Origin of the sequence: Negadavirga shengliensis (genome assembly GCF_042652345.1) — a bacterium.
Classification (GTDB): Bacteria; Bacteroidota; Bacteroidia; order Cytophagales; family Cyclobacteriaceae; genus Negadavirga; species Negadavirga shengliensis.
The window spans coordinates 221,480-239,578 of record NZ_JBHSJJ010000005.1; the positions used below are offsets into that span (position 1 = coordinate 221,480).

Below are 18,099 nucleotides of genomic sequence, written 5' to 3' on the forward strand. Positions count from 1 at the left end.
CAGGTATAAATAGCAGAATATTTTCTTCAGAAATTTGTCATCTATTTATTCGATCCTAACAAAAGCCTTGATGGTACCACACTTCCGGCCCTCGGATTCCCCATGTGGCTTTATGGTATAGGCACCCACCGCTGCCGGGACGATGAATGTTTCTGCATAATGGACCACAAAAGGTTCAAAATCACCCGTTGGGCTTTCCACAATGGCTTCCCGGCCCTCGACCAGGTTGAGGATATTCACACCTCCCCCGGTATCGTGGTACACCTTCTTGGTGAACCAATGCCTCCGGGTTTCAATGAACTGGGAAGCGTGAAGCCCGGTTTTTTCTTCCACCCACCCATCTCCTTCGGCTATTTTTTCCACACCATTCAGCAGGTTCTTTTTTGTCCATTCGGTAGTCCGGTCCCATTGGATCACGTGCTTTCCATGATTGATGTGGATGGGCCTGGGTTTGCCATCCAGTCCCAGTCTGTCCCAGTCCCAGAGTTTAAAGGTAAAAATATACGGTGTTGCGCTTATTTCCAGCACCATGCTGTTTTTTCCAGAGCAATGCACCGTGCCGGCGGGAATGGGGACATGGTCGTGTTTGTTCACTTTCCACTTATTGACAAAACCATCCGCGTCGAATGAGCTGCCGTTTTGGGCTTTTTCCAGTTGATCGATCATCTTATCAGGATCTATACCTTCCTTGAGGCCGAGGTACACCACTGCATCATCTTTGACGTCCAACATGTAGTAGCTTTCATCCTGGGTGTATTCGAGTCCGAACTTTTGCTTAATATATTCCCTTGTGGGATGCACCTGAAGACTCAAATTACCCCCGTCAATGGTATCCAGGAGGTCGAACCTTATGGGAAACTCTTTTCCGAATCTTTGATGAACCTGTTTTCCCAACAGTTTTTCAGGATGTGCAAATACAAGGTTGATGGAGGGTATTTCAAAAACAAGCTCTCCAAATTTCAACAAAAGGCTGTTTTCTTCCGGCACACAATCAAAGCACCAGGCATAATTTTCAGCCGACCGGTCCAGATCGCATACCTCTTTCATCCATTGCCCGCCCCAAGGCCCGGGATCAAAGAAGGGCACCACCCTAAAGGGGCTCTTGGAGGCTATTTCAAGGCCTTTCATCACTGCGTCGGCAGGAGCCAGTTTCGGCGTTTGACGGTTGTTGGTGTCCAGAACATAATTCCATTTGTCCATCAAACTCTGTTTGTGTTTGTCCAAAACCCTCCAATCGATAAAATAGCCTTGTTTGTATTGTAGGGAAAACTCATCTTTTCTGTTGTTTACCCCAAGATTGTCCACTTCGTTTCTGCGCATTCTCATCTGGATTTCCCACCGGGCCATATCAGCATAAACCAGGATATCCCCCGGCCCGGCAATCGCTGCTGCGCCCTCTCCGTAGATAACTATTGTTCCGTCAAAACCAGCGACGTTCGCCCTGGCCTTTTCAAATGCCGGTGCTTTGAAGTAATCATGAATATCAAGCGAGGTTATCCTTCCAAAAATCCGGTCGTCCGTTAGGTCGGGATGGATCATTTCCCTGATGTCCTTTTCGCTTTTAAAAATATCATGGGTATGGAGGAAATGATTATAATTCAACCTTTCTCTAAAATTTGATGCCAGGTCTTCGTGATACACCCCTTGATAGCAATCGATTATCAGCAGCACTTTCCCGCTGGTTTTCCTTTTATGAATGATCTTTTCGTTAATGGCCTTACAAATCTTGTCCCAGCCTGTATGGCAATGGTCTTCCTGATCTTCGACTGCTATAACCGGGAACTTATCAAAATTCGATTTTATCATCTATCTGTTGTTTTTTAATGCTTTTACCAAATACGCCATTCCCAGGATGCCTGCATATTCTATCTGTCCCGCCGAGACGATTTTGATGTCACCGTTTTTGCACCAGGAATGTTTGGTAACCATCTCTCTGATGAAGGGCAAAATTTCATCCTTGCTTTTCATGATTCCGCCGCCGATGACAACTTTTTCAGGATCGTAGGCATGGATGAGGTTGATCACCGAAAGTGACCATGCTTTTAGGCATTCATCCCTGATCCCGCGGGCCAGCGCATCGCCGGATTTTGCCGATGCAAAAATATATTCGAAGTCCAGCTTCGATGGGGGGAAACTTTTGAGTCCTGTAAGGCTGCTTCCCGTACCAAATTTCCGCGCCAAAGCCCAGGTAGATGCCTCTGATTCCAGGCAGCCAATGTTACCACAGTTACAGATGTTGCCGTCAAAATTGATGGTCATATGGCCCCCAAGGTTTCCCGCAAAATAATGCCGGCCCCTCAGCGGCTTTCCGTCCAATATCACGGCAGATCCCACGCCCGTGCCCAAAGTGATCAAAACCAAATCATTACAGTTCATGCCTGCTCCATATTGCCACTCGCCTATCAAAGCTGCGCGGGCATCGTTTTCTAGGATCAGGGGCACGCCAAAATTGCGCTTTGCCCAAGCGGATAAATCCATTTCGTGGGCATCGGTATATTTCGTATAGCGGGACAGTATTTTCATATTGACGCTGTCCACGATACTGGGAAAGGCAATGCCTATGCCCTGCAACGGCCTTGGGGTATGGCACAGCAGTGACTGAATCGCATCCTGTAAGTCAATCAGGTGGTCCTCAAGCAGCGCTGAATGGACATCTATGCCCGTGGCATGGAGGATTTTTCCATTTTCAACCAGGCCAATCTTGATCCGGGTGCCACCCATATCCACTCCGACTGTACAACTCATATTAACATGTTGGTATGTATGAACATATTACTTTTCGAAAGTAAATAATATTTCCATAGGGTCAAACAAAAATTATCTTTTTATGTCAATCGTATACTTAAAACGGTCTGCCCTGTAGTATCCGAGGTTATATTCGAATGGCCGGTCTCCCGGATCACAGACGATTCTTTTTCTGAACAGCACCGGATCCCCGGTTTCCAGCCCGAGTATACCGGAGATTTTTTCATCTGCCAGGATGGCGGAAATTTCCTCTTTGGAGACGGAAGGTATGGTGTGGTAGTCTTTCTCCAATATATCATACAGGTATCCCGAAAAATCTTCCTCGCCTGTCAGTCCCACCCTGGGGTGAAAATAAGAGATGAAATGCACAAAAGGCCCGTCATTAAAGCCTTTCAGCCTTTCCAGCTTCAACACTTTTGTCTTGGGTTTGATGCCCAATGCCGTGGCTATTTCATTGTCGGCAACAACCCATTCGCTGTTCACCCTGTAATTTTTGAAGTCGATACCCTTTTTGTGCATTTCCCGGGAGAAACTGAACCAATTGTCCAGTTTTGTGGAAACATTTCCCTTGACGACTTTTGTACCGACTCCTTTTTTTCTGACCAACAGGTTTTCGTAAACAAGCTTGTTGGTAGCCTGCCGGATGGTGTTTCTGGAAATCCCCAGCCGTTTGGCCAAGTCCGTTTCTTTGGGCAACAGTTTTCCGTTTTGGTATTCCGGACTGTTGATCATCTCCCTGAGGAGTTGTTCAACCTGTACATGGAGGGGAACCGCACTGAAGTGGTCTATCTGCAAATCTTTCAAGGTGTAGGTATTTTTGTTCAAACATATGAACTTTTATAAAAAAACCCAATATTATCATTTTTTGATCCCTCCGGCCTTGATTACTGAACGCTTCCTGATTCGACTGAATAGAAGGAGCGGAAGGTTGAATTGACGTTGACGGACACCAAAATACCTGGTTATCAGGTATTTATGGGGATTCTTTTACGTTTCCGGCATGGCTTGCCGTAGACGCGCTTTGTTCCCAAAAAAGGGATGAACCGACAAAAAATGCAAAAAAAATACCCCGATCAGGGTATTGATTGGGAAATTTTGATTCACTAATTTAGTAAGTCAGAAGACAGCCACCTTTTTTTGACTATCGGTTTAGGGCAGCAAGGGTTGCCGGAGATTGCTTTCCTTTTTTACATCTTTTGTGAAAGGGGCAACACGCATTGTGGGATTAAAGGGTATATTTTATGAGATTCAGGATTCACTTGACCCGGCAGGGTAAGGGCAGTTTTTTGCCTATCAATTATCAGTATGAACTATCCTCTGCGATCTACAAAATCATAGACAGGGCCGACAGCGCCTTCAGTGGTTTCCTTCACCGGGAGGGTTACCTGGCCTTTGGGAAGCGTTTCCGTTTGTTTACGTTTTCCAGGATCGGTTTCAACGGTTACAGGGTAGTGCGGGATGCCGGACGGATCGAGCATTTCGGCGGTGGTGCCAGCTTCGAGATCGGATTTTTGATGGACCGGGCTGCGGAGGAATTTGTCAGGGGCATTTTCATCGACCAGCAGCTTGAGCTGGGCGACAGGATCAGCCGGGTGTCCTACAGGGTGAGCCATATAGAGGCCACGGCTCCCCCGCTGTTCCGGGAAACCATGCGGTACCGCTGCCTTTCGCCCGTTTTTGTGAGGCGGAAGCGGCCCGACGGTGGCGAGGATTATCTGCATCCAGGTGATGAAGCCTATGCGGAATTGGTATTTCGGAATCTGGTCTCCAAGGCCGGGGCCTTGGCGGGAATGGGGGAAGACGGGCTGACTATGGACACGGATGCTTTCCAAATGGTACCTCGGGGAAAGATCTACAAAAACGGCGTCAGGATCAAGCAGCACACTCCCGGGGAGAGCCAGTTGGTAGGTTACCTGTATGAATTTGAGCTCACCGCCCCGGTGGAGCTGCACGAAATCGGCTACCACGCCGGCTTCGGCCATTTAAACAGTCAGGGGTTTGGGTGTGTGGGGGTGAGGGAATTTGAAGATAGTTAACAATATGAATTTGCTTCAAATAACAAGGAATTATTCGTTTTTGGAAAAAACTGGATTCTTGAAAGATCTAATCTCTTCCTTAAGTTTAGACTTTTATTCTTCAACAAAAGACATGAGCAGAAGCAGCTACTTCCCTTTTTTAAACTTGTCCAATTTTCTCAAAAATTCTTTTCGGGAGACAGGCTTAGCCTTGTTTTTCAAATCATCCCATACCTTCTCCTTTTCTTCTTTGGAGAAAGCGTTTACAAACGGATTTTCGGAATTGTTTTTATGTTTTGTTTCCTTTTTTGAGATCATGATAATTCAAATATACAAAAATGATGCAAAGCCTAGCGAGAACAATAATATCTTTCTATCTCATTTTCTTCGGCTACTTTTACCTGTAAAACTTTTATCCTGTTGTTTTCGAATTTTCCGGCCATCAATAGAATCCGCTTGGATTGCCCATAACCACATATCAGATGAAACAATTCAGTTTTGGGATAACCGTCTAGCTCCAGTATCCTGCTTTTGGGGTTCGTATAAACAGACAATATCTCTTTTTGGGAAATTTTATCCGGGTAATCTCCTCTATTGTGGTACAGTTCAGAAAAATCCAAGTCAATATCCATATCAAATTGATTTTCAAATAGAACCAGGGGGTTGGCCCCCTGGGAAATCCAGATTGGTGCGATTAAAGGTTTTTCAACAACCTACAGTACTAAATTTCAATTCCCTTAGATTTCAATTGTAAATATAAATAAAAATGTATAATTTAAATGTACAACTTACAGTACTAAAGGAAATACAATGAAAATAATAATTCATCTAACCCCCAACACCAGTTTGGTTCCATATAATTATCAAAGGAATCTCGTTGGGACATTTCACAAGTGGCTTGGAGAAAATCAAATTCATGATGAGACATCTCTTTATTCCCTTTCTTGGTTAATTGGGGGAAGAGGAGTAAAAGGAGGGTTGGAATTCAGAAACGGAGCGACTTGGAATATTGCTGCCTTCGACCTTGCATTATTAAAAATTCTGATTAGGAATATTCAGAAAGATCCCGAGGTCAATTTTGGAATGGCAGTGGAAAGTATATCTATTTGTGAGGAACCAAAATTTGCCCATAAAGAAAAATTCTATTTGGCCAGTCCGATTTTCGTAAAAAGAGCTGAAGCGGGAAAAATAAAATTTTACCTTTTTGATACTGAGGAAACCGATCTGTTAATGACGCATACACTTCAGACCAAAATGAAGAAAGCAGGTGTTTCCCATAAAGGGGTTCAGGTCTATTTTGACAGATCATACCCCTCTCCCAAAACGAAACATATTGTTTATAATGGTATTGCTTGCAAAGCAAGCTATTGTCCTGTGATTATAGAAGGAACTTCGGAGCAAATAGCCTTTGCCTGGAATGTTGGGATTGGAAACAGTACAGGAATAGGTTTTGGCGCTTTAAAATGATTTTGAAATGAAATACTATGTTGTAAAGTACGCTGGTCCATTTGGTTTTATCAAGCCTTGGACAGCCGTTAGAGACAGTGAAACTTTTAGTCAACAGTTCCTGACGCCTTCGATTGTGGAAGGGATCGAAAAGAAGTTGTTTCCGTTTCTTATTACGTCTTCGGGAATCCAAAAAATACTGGGACACCGATTGTCATACGACCAGATCACCAATCAGCAAGAAGTAATTCAAACTAGAGGGTGGAATTCAACACGAAAGGGAAAACAATTTCTATTTGATAGACCAACTGCTGTATTACAACGTGGAATATTGCAAAACCCGGTCTTACATCTAGCATTTGGTTCAATGAAGGAGGCCGAGTCAGCATACTCACAGCATGTATGTCTGTGCCGGAATGAAGATATCCTTTTTCCAAATGAAATAATTGAATCCACAAAAGATCAATTCGAAAACAATGAAGAACTCTTCTCTGGCTACGAGCTCGTTTTTGAAAAAAATGACAGATCCTTTTTAGTTGGACACCATAGAACAAACCTTCAGCCGATGTATGGATGGATTAGAGTAGTTGGACAACCAGTAAACGCTTAACCAATGGAACAGCTCTTTGCCAAATCCGCCCCTGAATGGACGCCTTTGAAGGATCACTTGTTGCATGTGGCCAGTGCTGCTCAGACGTTTGCCAGACATTTGAATATGGATGAACAGTTGGCTTTCAAAGGTGCAATACTGCATGATATTGGAAAAGCTCACCCACGATTCCAGAAGCGGCTGAAAGAAAAAGACAGCAACGGTACTGTGCTTCGTCATGAAATCACTTCCCTTCTTTTTTTATCAGTCTTCCCCGAAGCTGATTATGAGGCTTTGATCGAAATGGTCGTGGGACACCATAAATCTGTTCGCCGGGATGCGGGGGGAAAAGGGTTACTCGATTTAGAAGATGGGTACGATTATGAAGATTTTCATATTGGAAAATGGGAAATATGGAGTCCCCAAGCTTTTGATCTTTTGAACGAAATGGGCATAGTCTGCTCTTCATTTGATGAGGAAATGGCCAGAGACAATCTGGCTCTGGTAATTCGCTATTGTAAGAGGAAGACCAAAGAGCGGGGCTATTCAGCGTGGCGGGGACTTCTGATGGGAGCGGATCATTTTGCATCCGCGTTGATCCATCAGACCGACCATAGCCTCACAAGGACATTCAAAACTCCGGACCTCCGTTTTTTCAACCGTGCTCATGAACTTTACCCGCTCTCGCAAAAAGTTACCTTTTCGGGGAAAAAACATACTCTGGTAGTAGCTTGTACGGGAGCGGGCAAGACAGATTTCCTTTTCAAACGTACCCATGGAAGGGTTTTCTATACCCTGCCTTTTCAGGCTTCCATCAATGCGATGTACAAGCGGATAGCGAAAGATCTGAAAGACAAAAACCCTGATTTGGACATACGGGTATTACATGCATCTTCCAGCGTGGTGAAACGAAATGGGTTGGAAGAAGAAGCCGTATTGCAGCCGCTGTTTGGTTCCTCTATCAAGATACTTACTCCGCATCAATTGGCTGCCATTGCTTTTGGAATGAAAGGCTTTGAGTCACTACTGCTCGATTTGAAAGGTAGTGATATCATTCTGGATGAGATACACACTTACACAGGCGTCTCTCAGGCCATCGTTTTAAAACTTGTGGAAATTCTCCAATCCATTGGTTGCCGCATACACATCGGTACCGCCACTATGCCTTCTACACTGTACCAGAAAATCCTTGATTTGTTGGGGGAGGATGTACAGGAAGTCAAACTTTCAGATGAAGAAATGGATCAGTTTGACAGACATATCGTGCACAAAGTACAAAGTTTTGCAGTGGCAGATACGGTGATAGATCAGGCTGTGGCAGATAAAGAAAAGGTACTGATAGTTTGTAACCGAGTAGCGAAGGCACAGGAGGTTTATCGCTCACTAACCGAGCAATATTCAAACATTGATATCTTGCTATTGCACAGTCGTTTTAAACGAGGGGACAGAAATTTAAAAGAAAAGGAATTGATAGGTCTGGATGAAGAGGGTAACCATATTGGGCGGTTCAACACCAGCGATAAGGCCTGTATCGTTGTGTCCACTCAAATAGTGGAGGTGAGCCTGGATATCAGCTTTGATGTGATGATCACCGAATGCGCTCCCATCGATGCGTTGATCCAGCGGTTTGGCCGTATCAACCGCAAACGATCCAAAGAAACTATCGGGCAAACCAAGCCAGTATATGTCGTCGCTCCACCTGAAAATGAGCGCGAAGCCAAACCCTATGACCTGGTGGTACTGAACCGGACATTTGAAGTGCTTCCTGATGGAGAAGTATTAAAAGAACGGCACCTGCAGAAGAAGATTGACCAGGTTTTCCCTGAGATAGATTTTATGAACATAGAGGAACATGCAATTTTCAAAGCGGATGGAAGTGTCCATATTGATCTGTTAACACATAGGAGTAAATCGATTCTTTTTGAGTTGCTTGATATCGATTCCGTTTCCTGCATCACCGAGGGTGACGAGGAGGCCTATGATAACTCTTACTTTGAAACGAGGCTAAACATGGAGATACCCGTGAGGTACTTCAGTGTTCGGGAAATGAGGCAATCGCAAAAAGGCAACCGCCCCTTCATTATACCTGACGAAGCGTACAGCTTCGAATCAGGCTTGGACTTAAAATTAGTCAGTGAATCAAATTTTAACGCTAATAACCAAATGTTATGATCACCTCAGTAGTTGGAAAAACATTCTTGAGTGCCTATAACGAAAAGTACAGGAAATACTATTCCCCGAAAGAATTCTTCGAGAAAGAATATTGGGAATTATTTTATAACCACTCTAAATACATGCAATGGGTCACAAATTCGCCTTTTGTCCAGATGAAGTCCGGACAAAAGCCTCATTTACTGAATGAACAAGAACGGATTGAAAAACTTGAAGCGCTTTATGAAAAAGCAGGAAAGGAAATACCTGATGCCAGTTTTGCACTGGGTTTCCCTGCCTCTGAGTCCAAAGAATATGCCAGTACATCAGGATCGGTTAGTGACTTGGTAATTCCAGTTGACGAAGAGGAAGTGTATCTGTCATGGATTGGAAGTGGCCTCGGTATAGGCGTCGCCGGGGGCTTCACGATTCTATTTGATGACCCAAAAATCACCCTTCAAACCTTTGAAGGCTGGAAAGTTTACCGAAAATACCTGAATGATCCTACACTGGAAAAGCTAAGAGGAAACCAGATCAATACCTGGAATGGGCAGTGGCTGTCCTACTCGATGGATCCGGATAAGTTCAGAGAAGATTTTGATTTCTCAGAACTCGATAATGAGGGGATTTTTAAGGTAGATACTTCGCTGGCAGAAGTAAACACCGTCAATTGGTCACAATTGTTTTTCAGTCTTTCCCAACAATTTCCCAAATCCGAAATAATGGGCTATGTCTATGGGTTTGGTCAGACGAATAAAACTATTGGATTTATTCCTTTTCAGTTTAAATCAGGCACAAGACTAAAAGACGTATACCAACAGCTATTTGGAGGAAAATATTCCAATCCGAAGGAATTCGAGAGTCTTTTTGGTATGCATATCAAAAGAGCCTGTGAATTAGGCAGTATAGGACTTCTCGCCCTGCGTCCCGACAGTCTCGTCAAGTACATGAAAGAAGGCAAAACATTCACAATCAAGAAAGAAGAAGATTTAATCAATTATCAAGCATATAAAACCTGGTTAATAGCAATGTTATCTAAAAACAAAGAAGAAATCACTGACTATACGATGCAAATGGCCAAGATCATTCAAACGTATCGGAATGGTGGAAAAGGAATGTCCAGAGTTACTCTTGTGGACAAAAACCTTTTTGACACGAAATCCAAAAAGGAATTTTTGGAACACTTAACAGCAATGGTATCAGATGCAGATGAAACCCATCTGGAAGACATCAAGAGTTTAAAAAATGAAATTCACTTAATGACGAATGAAGAATTCGTGTATTTCAGCACACTTCTAAAATTTGACTACACTTATCTTCAACGAAAAACTAAATAAAAAATGAACACTATTTATATCCGTACACTCAAAAGAGCCGAGCATACCGTTTTTAATGTAGCAAATGGCCAAAAAACCTATTTTGATCAGCAGTTCAGCAGAGCCATCCCATTCTCTAGTGGCCAGCAAGTAAAAAGGTCATTGCTCGAATCGGCTTGTGAAAGCCTCAACATTGCCCCATCTCCGACTACCTTTCTTTTTGATGTGGATAAGCAGAAAAAACTAGGTGAAGGTGAAGTATATGGAACCTGTGACCCTACTTATCCTGATCAACTTTTTGGTGGTTGGATGAAAGCCATTAAAGGTGGAGGTGAAAGAACACTTAAGCGAAGAAGTCCTTTGTCGATTTCGGCCATGAGAGCACTTCATCCGCTGTTGGCTGGAATTGATATCAGAGGAGGAGAGGCAGGAACTTTTGACCGAAGTGATCGCCCTAATAATAAGGTGATTATTCGTGGAGCTGATGGTAAAGAACTTTCAGAAACTGAAATAGCAGAGCTACTAAAAGTAGAGGGTAACACCGATAGAAGCTTGGGCAGAAAATGGCTAAATCCCGCTAATAGAGCCACTGGTCTTTTTGTCTTTGATATAGCCATTGATTTAAGAAGATTGTTTTCAGTAAGTTTAAATTCTAATGAACCGGAAATGTCTGAATCAACTGTTGAAAAACTAAAAAGTGAAAAGTGGATAGAATCGGAAAATGTATTTGGCCCATGCCTGGTAACCCCTCAACCTCTTAGGGAAAAATGGATAGCCGGTCTGGCTCATGCGATTATCAACTGGAGAATCACTTCCAATCAATCTAGAACATTTAGCTTGATGGACACATTAGCCTTAGCGATCAGTGACAATGCTAACCTGGTTGCAGGCAGCATACGGGCCAAACTCTCTGAAGAGGATTCCAGAAAAGCTGATCCGATTGTAGATGAAAATCTAAAAGGTGTAGAAACCTTTATTACCTTGCAAGCAGGTGGCTACATTCAGACCAAAGGAGAAACTGCCAATGCACTGGATAAAGCAGAACAGAAATTGATAGATCTGCTGAGTGCATTTGACTATGAAAGCCAATTAGTGAAATAATTTTAATTGTCAATCAACCAGATGACTCTCATCTGGTTGATTCATTTTTATATTGAGTATTTCACTTTGCCTTGACAATATCCCCAAAACCAAACAGACATCCCTACACTATTACCCATTTCACATTTTGTAATTTACATTTTGCGAATTAAAACACTGTCTACGAAAAGTTATGAAGTAAAATACCTCAAAAACATGAGACTTACCGGGACCCATATCGCCTACCTCCACACCTGCCATCGTAAATTGTGGCTCTTTGCCCATGGCATACAGATGGAGCATACTTCAGATACCGTGGCCGAGGGCAAGCTGATCGGAGAAACGAGCTATCAGGATAGGGCCAGGAAGTATACCGAACTGGCCATCGACGGCATCAAAATCGATTTCTACGACGCCAAAAACAAGGTGATCCATGAAGTCAAGAAATCTGACAAAGTGGAGCATGCCCATATTGCCCAGGTCAAATATTACCTGTATATCTTAAAGAAGAACGGCATAGATGGGGCAACCGCGATCATCGAATACCCTAGGATGAAACAGCGTGAAACCGTGGAGTGGGAAGAAGGTGACGAAGAGAGCGTGCTCCGCTGGGTATCGGAAGCAGAAGCAATCCTGGCCAACGAAAGCTGCCCGCCACTGGAAAAGAAGTCCATTTGTAAGAAGTGCAGTTATTATGATTTTTGCTACGCAGCGGAGGAGATGGGGTGATATAGTGATGTAGTGATTGGGTGATTTGGTGAGCGGTGATTTAGTGATCAGTGATCGGTGATGTAGTGATAAAGCTTTCGATTTTGGATGTTTATCAGTTTTAAAACCATATAAATAGATTTTTCATGAAACAGGATGTATTTAATGAGGTTTTCAGAAACAGGACTAAAGCCTTGGCCTTAAAGGTTGTGCGGGAATCGGAAGAGATCAAATACAGTGATGCCTTAGGAATTATCAGGAAACAATTGATCCGGTCAGTGACATCAACGGCGGCTAATTTCAGAGCAGTATGCCGCGCCAGATCGGAAAGGGAGAGATTTGCCAAGCTGTGTATAGTAGTGGAAGAGGCTGACGAGAGTCTGTTTTGGATGGAACTACTGCTAGAAGGAGAATTTATTACGACCGAAAAAATCGCCCCTCTTTACCAGGAAGCGGAAGAAATCCTCAAAGTCATGTCTTCCTTCAAATCCAAATTCAAGTCCTGATCACCCGATCACAGATCACTATATCACTACATCACCAAATGAAAAAAACCTACTATCTCTTCAATCCCGGCAGACTGAGCCGCAAAGACAACACGCTCAAATTTACTCCGGTCGATGAATCGGGGAGGGAGGGGGCACCCAAGTATTTACCGGTTGAGGGGATCTCCGATCTGTATTGTTTCGGCAGCCTGGATGCAAACAGCGCCATGTACAATTTTCTGGGCAAACATGGCATCAGCGTACATTTTTTCGATTATTATGAACATTACACGGGGAGTTTTCAGGCAAAGGAATACTTATTGGCCGGCAAAATGCAGATCAGTCAGACGAAGCATTACCTTTCTCCCAAAAAGCGACAGTTTATCGCCGCCCGGATGATAGAGGGAGCGGCATTCAATATTTTAAAGAATTTGCGGTATTACCAAAACAGGGGCAAGGATCTGGAAACCTGTATTGCTTATATCAACGGATTTTCCGAGAATATTAGCTCCTGTATGGATATACCTTCCCTGATGGGTTTGGAGGGAAATATCCGCCAGTGCTATTATGGGGCTTTTGATTTGGTGTTGAAGGACCATGCTATGGAGGGGCGGAGCAAGCAGCCTCCGATGAACGAGGTGAACGCGTTGATCTCTTTCGGCAACATGATGTGTTATACCCTTTGTCTGGACCAGATTTACCATACCCAATTGAACCCGACCATCAGTTTTTTGCATGAACCGGGTTATAGAAGGTATTCCCTGGCCCTGGATTTGGCGGAGATCTTCAAGCCTATCCTGGTGGACCGGACAATATTCAGGGTACTGAACAAAAGAGAGGTGAAATCCGGCGATTTTGACTTTCATGTCAACAAGGTGATTTTGAAAGAATCCGGCAAGAAGGCATTTATCAAGGCCTTTGAGGAACGGCTAAACGAGACCATTAAGCACCGAACATTGAAAAAACATGTGAGCTATAAACATTTGGTAAAGTTGGAATGCTATAAATTGAGCAAACATTTGTTGGGAATAGAGGAATATAAGCCTTTTAAAGTTTGGTGGTAATAAAACAGCTCTTGTTATCCCAAAAAACTTTCCCAACATCACCAAATCACCGCTCACCAGATCACTAAATCATCAAATCACTAAATCACCAAATCACATATGTACGTCATCCTGGTTTACGATATAGGAGAAAAAAGGGTAGGCAAGATGCTGAAACTTTGCAGGCAGTATTTGAACTGGATCCAGAATTCTGTTTTCGAAGGAGAGATGACGGAGGTAAAATTGAAGGAGCTGGTAGCAAAGGCGAAGAAATTTATGAAGCAGGAAGAAGACAGCCTGATTATTTTCAAGAGCCGGGATGCGAAGTGGCTGGAAAAGGAAATCATTGGCCAGGAGAAAAACGACCTGGATACATTTTTGTGAGAAGAACGTCGTCGGAGGTTGCTTTTTCTCATGTTTTGAAGGAGCACATGCAGGGAATAATGTCAAAAATCCGGGTTGACGGTGCCGGCGGGGAGGTTGTCGGACCCCATATAGAATCAGTTTATTGGGCATCGACGACAAAAGCGGGGAAATTTCCGGGCAGAAAACCTCGATTTTCAAGAAATTAGGCTTATTTTTATCCCATGGCCAGACGGCCTTTAATCGCACCAAGTGGAATTGAAATGGAATGGAAAGAAGTCATGAACAATGGTATGGTCAGACCTTTAATCGCACCAAGTGGAATTGAAATTCTGGTAGCTGCATCACGTTATGCACAAGCACTAACCCTTTAATCGCACCAAGTGGAATTGAAATTCACGACCAACTTGATTTACTGCTGATCTAACAAATCCTTTAATCGCACCAAGTGGAATTGAAATCGGAGTTCACGGATCACTTCACGGCTCTGTGTGCCGGCCTTTAATCGCACCAAGTGGAATTGAAATGAAGCTCATTCCGATTGCGAAAAGCTGTGTTACAAGCCTTTAATCGCACCAAGTGGAATTGAAATTTGATTAAAAACCTGCCCGCTGGCGCGGCTCCTGATTCCTTTAATCGCACCAAGTGGAATTGAAATTAGACCGGCCCATCGATTTTTTCAACGACCGAAAACCTTTAATCGCACCAAGTGGAATTGAAATTGGTCGATGAACCAATTTTTCATTAACCGAAATTCACCTTTAATCGCACCAAGTGGAATTGAAATTCAACTAACCAACATTCGCCATATTTACCATCAATACCTTTAATCGCACCAAGTGGAATTGAAATTCGGTACCACTTTACCGGATTGTACCCCGTCTTCCTCCTTTAATCGCACCAAGTGGAATTGAAATGATATGGGACGGCTTGTCTTCATAACCGATACCCAGCCTTTAATCGCACCAAGTGGAATTGAAATGAAAATCGGTCTATGTGGCCGATACGGGAAGAGAATCCTTTAATCGCACCAAGTGGAATTGAAATTTCAGCCACGTTTTCATCTTCTGAAATTAAGGTCAGCCTTTAATCGCACCAAGTGGAATTGAAATTTGAAAACAAAATGAACTATGACGAAATGATAGTACCTTTAATCGCACCAAGTGGAATTGAAATCGACAAAGAAGAGGCGATAGCAGCTGGAATCAAAAACCTTTAATCGCACCAAGTGGAATTGAAATGAAATTCTACCAGTGCACCCTCATGACATTCAACGGCCTTTAATCGCACCAAGTGGAATTGAAATTTGCGTGTTGCGAATACCCTTCAAACAGGGACCAATCCTTTAATCGCACCAAGTGGAATTGAAATTTCGGATCCTGTCCACCAAACGGGTTTTCCTAAAGTCCTTTAATCGCACCAAGTGGAATTGAAATAAGGATCCGTCGGGGTTTATCCTTCCCTCAGGTCCTCCTTTAATCGCACCAAGTGGAATTGAAATATGTTCACATAAACCCCGTCCTCTCCCTTTTTACCCCCTTTAATCGCACCAAGTGGAATTGAAATCCTTGGACTTGAAAGCGAGACAACGGTATTCGCGTTCCTTTAATCGCACCAAGTGGAATTGAAATACCGATCTTAAGTAACGCTCTCCGCTCAGGTGGATGCCTTTAATCGCACCAAGTGGAATTGAAATTCATCCGGATAACCCAAATCAGATGGTTTTTCCAAACCTTTAATCGCACCAAGTGGAATTGAAATTAGAGATACCGATAGACCCTATGTCTATTTTTTACGCCTTTAATCGCACCAAGTGGAATTGAAATACAGATGACGCCGTTGAGGTTCTGGAAGCTGTAGAGCCTTTAATCGCACCAAGTGGAATTGAAATATATCGTTATGTCTGGGGCTGAGTGGTCACATTTGCCCTTTAATCGCACCAAGTGGAATTGAAATCGTGGAACACCCATCTAACCTATCTTAAATCTGTTTCCTTTAATCGCACCAAGTGGAATTGAAATTTGGGTACTGTGTTCGGAGACCTATCCTGTTTTCATCCTTTAATCGCACCAAGTGGAATTGAAATGGTACCAGGGAAAGCAGCTGACAAAAACCCGCACCCCCTTTAATCGCACCAAGTGGAATTGAAATTGTATATGATCGTCACGGTATAATTGACACACTTGGCCTTTAATCGCACCAAGTGGAATTGAAATTCACATTCAGATCACTTGCGGCCTCCCCCAGGTCCCCTTTAATCGCACCAAGTGGAATTGAAATCAGATTGCCGCACACAGTTTGAAATCGATGAAGATACCTTTAATCGCACCAAGTGGAATTGAAATAAACCGCTACAGACGCCATGCCTATTCAGACAAGCAACCTTTAATCGCACCAAGTGGAATTGAAATATGATACCAGCCGGGCGGACGAACTGGAACTGGCGACCTTTAATCGCACCAAGTGGAATTGAAATGATTTAGGGAGAAAATGGAGAAGGAATATTTTTCCACCTTTAATCGCACCAAGTGGAATTGAAATTCTGTATAGGAAATGCTGCACCGCATAGTCAGCGAACCTTTAATCGCACCAAGTGGAATTGAAATAACAGACGGTGAATGGCTGATCCGTATGAGCAATAACCTTTAATCGCACCAAGTGGAATTGAAATTAGTCTTCATCGTATGTATCCCAAAAAAGTTTGTCCGCCTTTAATCGCACCAAGTGGAATTGAAATAGGCCGGAAAATACCTGGTGGATAAATCCAAGCCGGCCTTTAATCGCACCAAGTGGAATTGAAATTATTCAAGGGCGGTCCTGAACTGGAAGTACTGGTAACCTTTAATCGCACCAAGTGGAATTGAAATGCCGCTAAGGATAGCGGTGGATTGGGGCAGTCACATCCTTTAATCGCACCAAGTGGAATTGAAATTAATTTGCTTATATTGCAAGTATATTGGATTCAGTACCTTTAATCGCACCAAGTGGAATTGAAATTGCCTTAGCACCTCCTAAAGACTTTCAATGTTCACGCCTTTAATCGCACCAAGTGGAATTGAAATTTGATGGCTACATTCTCTCATGCTTACATAACCACCCTTTAATCGCACCAAGTGGAATTGAAATTGTTCATGACCACTCCGATGGCCTACCACAACAACGCCTTTAATCGCACCAAGTGGAATTGAAATAGGAACAGGAGGCAGCGGAAGAAGCAACGGTGCCGGCCTTTAATCGCACCAAGTGGAATTGAAATTTGTAAAGAATATTACAAACCATTACAGCGATAATACCTTTAATCGCACCAAGTGGAATTGAAATGAAATTAGCAGTCCTACTGTTAGGATTTCTCAGATGCCTTTAATCGCACCAAGTGGAATTGAAATTCGTTTCTTCCCACTCTTTCTTGTGTTGTTCAAGTCCTTTAATCGCACCAAGTGGAATTGAAATTGCCTTCCGAAAACACGGTAATTGAAGGGCGTTTCCCTTTAATCGCACCAAGTGGAATTGAAATGCGTTCCCAATGCGATTACTGTTAACATTTTTACATTCCTTTAATCGCACCAAGTGGAATTGAAATTAGACAAGATTAGGGTTTAAGCCTGCTTCCTGCAAGCCTTTAATCGCACCAAGTGGAATTGAAATTGAATCATTTCGACATGGGCCTATATAATACACCTGCCTTTAATCGCACCAAGTGGAATTGAAATCCTCAAAGCGATGACGATAGAGAGTGGGAAGATTACCCTTTAATCGCACCAAGTGGAATTGAAATTGTTTTTATTTATGAAGCGACGCTTCGGTCAGCTCCCTTTAATCGCACCAAGTGGAATTGAAATAGGAATTTAGCTCCTTTATCAGAAATATTGGGTACACCTTTAATCGCACCAAGTGGAATTGAAATAATGTTGGGCCTTCTTCACATTCATAATCCTCACATCCTTTAATCGCACCAAGTGGAATTGAAATTCAATGTAGGCAATCCCGGCAGTAAAACGGTTCCACCTTTAATCGCACCAAGTGGAATTGAAATTGAAAACCAAGGTTATGATAATATCAGAGGCAATGCCTTTAATCGCACCAAGTGGAATTGAAATGAAACACTCATAGAGAAGATAAAAGAAGTTGACATACCTTTAATCGCACCAAGTGGAATTG

Annotated in this window: 15 protein-coding genes and 1 CRISPR repeat array (1 of these 16 running past the window's edge); of the genes, 10 read left to right on the top strand and 5 right to left on the bottom strand. The window is 43.1% G+C overall.

Annotated elements, in window-relative coordinates:
• Positions 1-45: 45 nt before the first annotated feature.
• From ACFPFU_RS10885 to ACFPFU_RS10895, 3 genes are all read right to left on the bottom strand, one after another.
• Complete coding sequence (locus tag ACFPFU_RS10885) at positions 46-1,806, bottom strand: class I mannose-6-phosphate isomerase (RefSeq protein WP_377064385.1); 1,761 nt, start codon at positions 1,804-1,806, stop codon at positions 46-48.
• A complete protein-coding gene (locus ACFPFU_RS10890; protein ID WP_377064387.1) occupies positions 1,807-2,745 on the bottom strand; it encodes an ROK family protein in 939 nt (312 codons plus the stop codon). It lies immediately after the preceding gene.
• A 72-nt stretch (positions 2,746-2,817) separates the two neighbouring features.
• Positions 2,818-3,570 carry a GntR family transcriptional regulator gene (locus ACFPFU_RS10895; RefSeq protein WP_377064388.1) on the bottom strand — a complete coding sequence of 251 codons (753 nt, stop codon included), beginning with the start codon at positions 3,568-3,570 and terminating at the stop codon, positions 2,818-2,820.
• A gap of 416 nt (positions 3,571-3,986) precedes the next feature.
• Between ACFPFU_RS10895 and cas6 (ACFPFU_RS10900) the strand changes: the two genes are divergently transcribed.
• Complete coding sequence (gene cas6, locus ACFPFU_RS10900) at positions 3,987-4,781, top strand: CRISPR-associated endoribonuclease Cas6 (protein WP_377064390.1); 795 nt, start codon at positions 3,987-3,989, stop codon at positions 4,779-4,781.
• A 126-nt stretch (positions 4,782-4,907) separates the two neighbouring features.
• On the opposite strand, the gene ACFPFU_RS10905 is transcribed toward cas6 (ACFPFU_RS10900), so the two are convergent.
• Complete coding sequence (locus ACFPFU_RS10905) at positions 4,908-5,078, bottom strand: hypothetical protein (protein WP_377064392.1); 171 nt, start codon at positions 5,076-5,078, stop codon at positions 4,908-4,910.
• 32 nt (positions 5,079-5,110) lie between these two features.
• Positions 5,111-5,392 carry a hypothetical protein gene (locus ACFPFU_RS10910; protein WP_377064394.1) on the bottom strand — a complete coding sequence of 94 codons (282 nt, stop codon included), beginning with the start codon at positions 5,390-5,392 and terminating at the stop codon, positions 5,111-5,113.
• Positions 5,393-5,570: 178 nt separating this feature from the next.
• On the opposite strand from ACFPFU_RS10910, the gene cas6 (ACFPFU_RS10915) reads away from it, so the two are divergent.
• The 9 genes from cas6 (ACFPFU_RS10915) to cas2 all read left to right on the top strand — a co-directional run bounded on the left by cas6 (ACFPFU_RS10915) (position 5,571) and on the right by cas2 (position 13,962).
• Positions 5,571-6,227: a CRISPR-associated endoribonuclease Cas6 gene (gene cas6, locus ACFPFU_RS10915; protein WP_377064396.1), complete on the top strand. Its 657-nt coding sequence runs from the start codon at positions 5,571-5,573 to the stop codon at positions 6,225-6,227.
• A 7-nt stretch (positions 6,228-6,234) separates the two neighbouring features.
• Positions 6,235-6,816: a hypothetical protein gene (locus ACFPFU_RS10920; RefSeq protein ID WP_377064398.1), complete on the top strand. Its 582-nt coding sequence runs from the start codon at positions 6,235-6,237 to the stop codon at positions 6,814-6,816.
• 3 nt (positions 6,817-6,819) lie between these two features.
• Positions 6,820-8,967: a CRISPR-associated helicase Cas3' gene (gene cas3, locus ACFPFU_RS10925; RefSeq protein ID WP_377064400.1), complete on the top strand. Its 2,148-nt coding sequence runs from the start codon at positions 6,820-6,822 to the stop codon at positions 8,965-8,967.
• The gene (locus ACFPFU_RS10930; protein ID WP_377064402.1) at positions 8,964-10,283 is read left to right on the top strand and encodes a hypothetical protein; all 1,320 of its coding nucleotides are present in this window, start codon (positions 8,964-8,966) and stop codon (positions 10,281-10,283) included. Before cas3 ends, ACFPFU_RS10930 begins: the two co-directional genes overlap by 4 nt.
• A gap of 3 nt (positions 10,284-10,286) precedes the next feature.
• Positions 10,287-11,363, top strand: coding sequence for a CRISPR-associated protein Cas7 (locus tag ACFPFU_RS10935; RefSeq protein WP_377064404.1), 1,077 nt, complete (start codon positions 10,287-10,289; stop codon positions 11,361-11,363).
• A 195-nt stretch (positions 11,364-11,558) separates the two neighbouring features.
• Positions 11,559-12,071: a CRISPR-associated protein Cas4 gene (cas4, locus tag ACFPFU_RS10940; protein ID WP_377064406.1), complete on the top strand. Its 513-nt coding sequence runs from the start codon at positions 11,559-11,561 to the stop codon at positions 12,069-12,071.
• Positions 12,072-12,196: 125 nt separating this feature from the next.
• Positions 12,197-12,556 (top strand): four helix bundle protein, encoded by a 360-nt coding sequence (locus tag ACFPFU_RS10945; RefSeq protein ID WP_377064408.1) that lies wholly within the window; start codon positions 12,197-12,199, stop codon positions 12,554-12,556.
• A 38-nt stretch (positions 12,557-12,594) separates the two neighbouring features.
• Positions 12,595-13,599 (top strand): type I-B CRISPR-associated endonuclease Cas1b, encoded by a 1,005-nt coding sequence (gene cas1b / locus ACFPFU_RS10950; RefSeq protein WP_377064410.1) that lies wholly within the window; start codon positions 12,595-12,597, stop codon positions 13,597-13,599.
• A gap of 99 nt (positions 13,600-13,698) precedes the next feature.
• Positions 13,699-13,962, top strand: a complete 264-nt coding sequence (cas2, locus tag ACFPFU_RS10955) for a CRISPR-associated endonuclease Cas2 (RefSeq protein WP_377064412.1) — start codon at positions 13,699-13,701, stop codon at positions 13,960-13,962.
• 215 nt (positions 13,963-14,177) lie between these two features.
• Positions 14,178-18,099: a CRISPR direct-repeat array (repeat unit 29 nt; unit sequence CCTTTAATCGCACCAAGTGGAATTGAAAT) (it continues 4,549 nt past the right edge of the window).